We start from the raw sequence: 3380 nt of genomic DNA, 5'->3' as shown, positions 1-3380 counted from the left end.
CCTTGATCTGTTGCCCCGCGCCTTCACCCGCCGCACCCGTGTACGGGCATGGATTGATCTGAAAGCTCGCCGGTTTGTTGTGGATGCGTCCAGCTTTCGTAAAGCAGAAGAGCTCACCAGCCTTGTACGCTCCGTTCTCGGCTCTCTACCTATCGTGCCACCAGCATTGAAACACTCACCTGCCAGCACTATGACCCGCTGGCTGGAACACCCCACATCAGTACCGCACATGATGAAGCTGGGAGACAGTGTTCTGCTGAAAGACCTGGGCGACGATGGCGGCGAGATCCGCGCCAAGCGTCAGAACGTTCTCAGTGATGAAATACTGAGCCACATCCGAACCGGTATGCAGGTGAGCCAGCTGGATATGCATTACGACGCGGCCTGCACTTTCAAGCTCAATGATGACCTGCGCCTGAGCAACTTCAAGTTTACTGACACGCTGCTGGAACAGTCAGACAGCCTGAACGCAGATACCGAAGCCGAACGCTTTGATGCGGATATGACGCTGATGTGCAGCACGCTGGCAGGGCTGATTGATGATCAGTTTATGGGGTTGGGTGGTGTTGAACATCAAAGTGATGAGGTGGCGGCATGAGCAAGCGCAAGAACCCTAACGATATGCCAGTCGTGCCAGTCTCTGCAGAGTGTATGAGGTTGGTGTCATATATCACCATGCTGGCTATGCAGATCAGCTCTATGAAAAACAGCCTGACTGTAAACGTTAACGTATCCGGCGCAATCAATCATGTCTCTGTATTCGTAACAGATGATTCTGTTACAGACCCTGCTGAGAAGTGTGTGTACAGCAACAGCATCTACATGCATTACAAAATGTCTGAGTCATGGCTGAACAGTGTTAAGGAAAAGCTGGCTTATATGACTTATCAGGGGGTTGAAGCATGAGCCCGGCCACAATTTACAGCCTCACTCTTGAAGAGGCCTGTCACTACGACGCGTTTCACCCAGGCACTCTGGCGGCATGGCATCAGCACCACACTGTTAGCCAGAAGCCAGCCGAAGGTCATGATGTTGATGGCTTGCTTGAGCGCATCCGTGAACTGGAAGACGAAGTGGAATCTCTCGAGTGCGATCTTGAGTGCCAGAGTGAAGACAGCGGTGCAAATCAGGAAGCTGCGTTATCCATTGCCGGCACACTGGAAGATCAGCTGGTGGAGTTGATGGATCAGCTCAAGGTGAACCGTACCGATATTCTGCACCCTATCCACGACATTCGTCGCCAGCTGGACGCTCTTACGGAGGAGCTGGCATGAGTAATCAGGTTGATATTTTCTCAGGAGTGAGCCATCGCCTCCAGATGACAGAATCTATTGAGATGACTGCCCAGAGCATGCAGGCCTACGGTCCTGATCATGACCACTGGGTGATTACATGGTCAGGCGGAAAAGATTCAAGCGCAACGGTCAGCCTGATCATTTATCTGATTGATTCCGGCAAGTTGCCATCCCCTAAGCGTTTAACGGTTCTGCTGGCTGACACAAGAATGGAACTGCCACCACTGGCCATAGCTGCCACTCAGATCGCCGAAGAGCTGGAAGAGAGGGGTATTGAGTTCAAGCGTGTGATGGCTGAAATGGATAAGCGGTTTCTGGTTTACATGCTGGGCCGTGGTGTGCCACCTCCCAATAACGGGACAATGCGCTGGTGTACGCGCCAGATCAAGATGGACCCAATGGAGGCCGCACTGGAACAGCTGTGTGATGAATCTGGAAAGATTCTCACCATTACCGGTGTGCGACAGGGCGAGTCTGCCATTCGTGATAACCGCATCATGATGAGCTGCGGTAAAGATGGTGCGGAGTGTGGTCAGGGCTGGTTTCAGGAAGCTCTGCCCAATGCCAAAGGCTTGAAAGGCCGTATCAGTACGCTGGCTCCTATCCTGCACTGGCGTGTGTGTCACGTGTGGGAGTGGTTAAAGCACTGGGCACCAGAGTATGAGTTTGGCGACTGGTCTACTGCGGCAATCGCCGACGCTTATGGCGGTGATGAAGCGGAAGAAGTAAACGCCAGAACAGGTTGCACCGCTTGCCCGCTTGCTCAGGAAGACAAGGCGCTCAATACCATTATTCAATCCCCGCGCTGGACTTATCTGAAGCCATTACTGGGACTGTCTGATATTTACGAAGCTCTGCGCAAGCCTGAAAACAGATTGCGCCAGCCTGCTGGCAAAACCAAAAAGGACGGCACCCTTGCCAAAGGTCAGCAGCGCATGGGGCCACTGACTATGGACGCTCGCCTTTGGGCTCTGGATGAAGTCTGCCGGATTCAGGAACAGGTAAACGATCAAGCCAGGCGAATCAACCGCCCAGAGATAGACATCCTCAACGATGAGGAGAAAGTCAGAATTCTTGAACTCATCAACGAGAACACATGGCCGGACGGGTGGGATGGAACAGAACCCGTTGCCAGTATCCCCCATCACCGCATGTTTGATGATGGAGTGACCCTTGAAGATATGTTTGTGGGGGGCTGAGAGATGAAACCATTGAAATACTTTCTGGTACAAACTGCCATTAACTGGATTACCGAATCCGGTCTTACGCCCTACATTCTGGTGAATCTGGAAAAGGGGCAGCAGTCTCTTCCAGCTGGTCACACTCAGGCAGGTGGTGGGCAAGTAGCACTGAATGTGAGCGCACTTGCTGTGTGCAACCTTGAGATTGACGAACAGTTCATTCGCTTTGAATGCCGATTCTCTGGCCAGTGGTTCCACTCTGTCACAAGCATGCAGGATGTAATGGCTGTGTATGCAAAGGAGGCCGAGGAGAACAGGTTCGTGTTTGAACAAGCTTCTGGCGCCCTGGCGTTTCTTTCATCAACGAAGTGGCTGGGAGACGGCCAGCGCAAAAAGCCTGCTTTGCAGCTTATTAATTAAGGTGGCCACCATGGAAACGCTCACAGCAAAACAAAAAGCCAACCGTGCCTACTACGCCCGCAATGAGGAAAAGATCAAGGCTCAAAAGAAAGCAGCGGCCACCAGCAAACGTGTTGAGAAACAAACGAATAAGCGCCCGCTTGTTGTTAAAACCCGCCCTGCTGTAAAAGCGCCGCGAAAAGTTACGGCCAGATCCGAAGAGGTTCAGCGTATGAAAGTGCGAAAGCGAATTGATGATTATCACTTGGCGCGGGAGCTGGGGATTGGGGTTGAGGAGTTGTAGTTATGAGCGGCATTACATGGGGTGTTAACGGAAGAGGAGAAAGGCACTTCCTCTGCGCGCATTGCGAAATCGTCTTCGGCCCTGTTGATCCAGAAACCATAAATCACAAATGTGACACAACAAAACCCAAATATCGTAACCGGGATAAGCTAGCCACCTGTCACTCCGATGCCGGGAAAATATATACGAATAGCACTGGAT

7 protein-coding genes are annotated in these 3380 nt (G+C 52.0%); all 7 read left to right on the top strand.

The annotated features are described in order from the left end of the window. Positions 1 to 598: recombination-associated protein RdgC (locus tag E1189_RS02565; protein WP_196221094.1), on the top strand; the 598-nt coding region annotated here is incomplete at its 5' end. Beyond that, positions 595 to 906 carry a hypothetical protein gene (locus E1189_RS02560; RefSeq protein WP_155158497.1) on the top strand — a complete coding sequence of 104 codons (312 nt, stop codon included), beginning with the start codon at positions 595 to 597 and terminating at the stop codon, positions 904 to 906. The genes E1189_RS02565 and E1189_RS02560, both read left to right, overlap by 4 nt. Next, positions 903 to 1274, top strand: a complete 372-nt coding sequence (locus tag E1189_RS02555) for a hypothetical protein (RefSeq protein ID WP_155158496.1) — start codon at positions 903 to 905, stop codon at positions 1272 to 1274. Before E1189_RS02560 ends, E1189_RS02555 begins: the two co-directional genes overlap by 4 nt. After that, a complete protein-coding gene (locus E1189_RS02550) occupies positions 1271 to 2494 on the top strand; it encodes a phosphoadenosine phosphosulfate reductase domain-containing protein (RefSeq protein WP_155158495.1) in 1224 nt (407 codons plus the stop codon). The genes E1189_RS02555 and E1189_RS02550 overlap by 4 nt, the downstream gene beginning before the upstream one ends. 3 nt (positions 2495 to 2497) lie before the next feature. Continuing rightward, complete coding sequence (locus tag E1189_RS02545; RefSeq protein ID WP_155158494.1) at positions 2498 to 2896, top strand: ClpXP protease specificity-enhancing factor SspB; 399 nt, start codon at positions 2498 to 2500, stop codon at positions 2894 to 2896. A gap of 10 nt (positions 2897 to 2906) precedes the next feature. After that, positions 2907 to 3179 carry a hypothetical protein gene (locus E1189_RS02540; protein WP_155158493.1) on the top strand — a complete coding sequence of 91 codons (273 nt, stop codon included), beginning with the start codon at positions 2907 to 2909 and terminating at the stop codon, positions 3177 to 3179. Between the two features lie 2 nt (positions 3180 to 3181). Further along, a partial coding sequence (locus E1189_RS25025; RefSeq protein WP_230460064.1) for a hypothetical protein occupies positions 3182 to 3380 on the top strand: 199 nt, incomplete at its 3' end.

Source organism: Parendozoicomonas verongulae (genome assembly GCF_009711465.1).
GTDB lineage: Bacteria > Pseudomonadota > Gammaproteobacteria > Pseudomonadales > Endozoicomonadaceae > Sansalvadorimonas > Sansalvadorimonas verongulae.
Note: the sequence above shows the minus strand (reverse complement) of the source record. Positions and strands in the feature narration are given on the sequence as shown.

What these genes read in the sequence shown, in the direction of transcription:
- E1189_RS02545 (WP_155158494.1), top strand. Translation starts at nt 2,498, where the DNA reads ATGAAACCATTGAAATACTTTCTGGTACAAACTGCCATTAACTGGATT.
- E1189_RS02540 (WP_155158493.1), top strand. Translation starts at nt 2,907, where the DNA reads ATGGAAACGCTCACAGCAAAACAAAAAGCCAACCGTGCCTACTACGCC.
- E1189_RS02550 (WP_155158495.1), top strand. Translation starts at nt 1,271, where the DNA reads ATGAGTAATCAGGTTGATATTTTCTCAGGAGTGAGCCATCGCCTCCAG.
- E1189_RS02560 (WP_155158497.1), top strand. Translation starts at nt 595, where the DNA reads ATGAGCAAGCGCAAGAACCCTAACGATATGCCAGTCGTGCCAGTCTCT.
- E1189_RS02555 (WP_155158496.1), top strand. Translation starts at nt 903, where the DNA reads ATGAGCCCGGCCACAATTTACAGCCTCACTCTTGAAGAGGCCTGTCAC.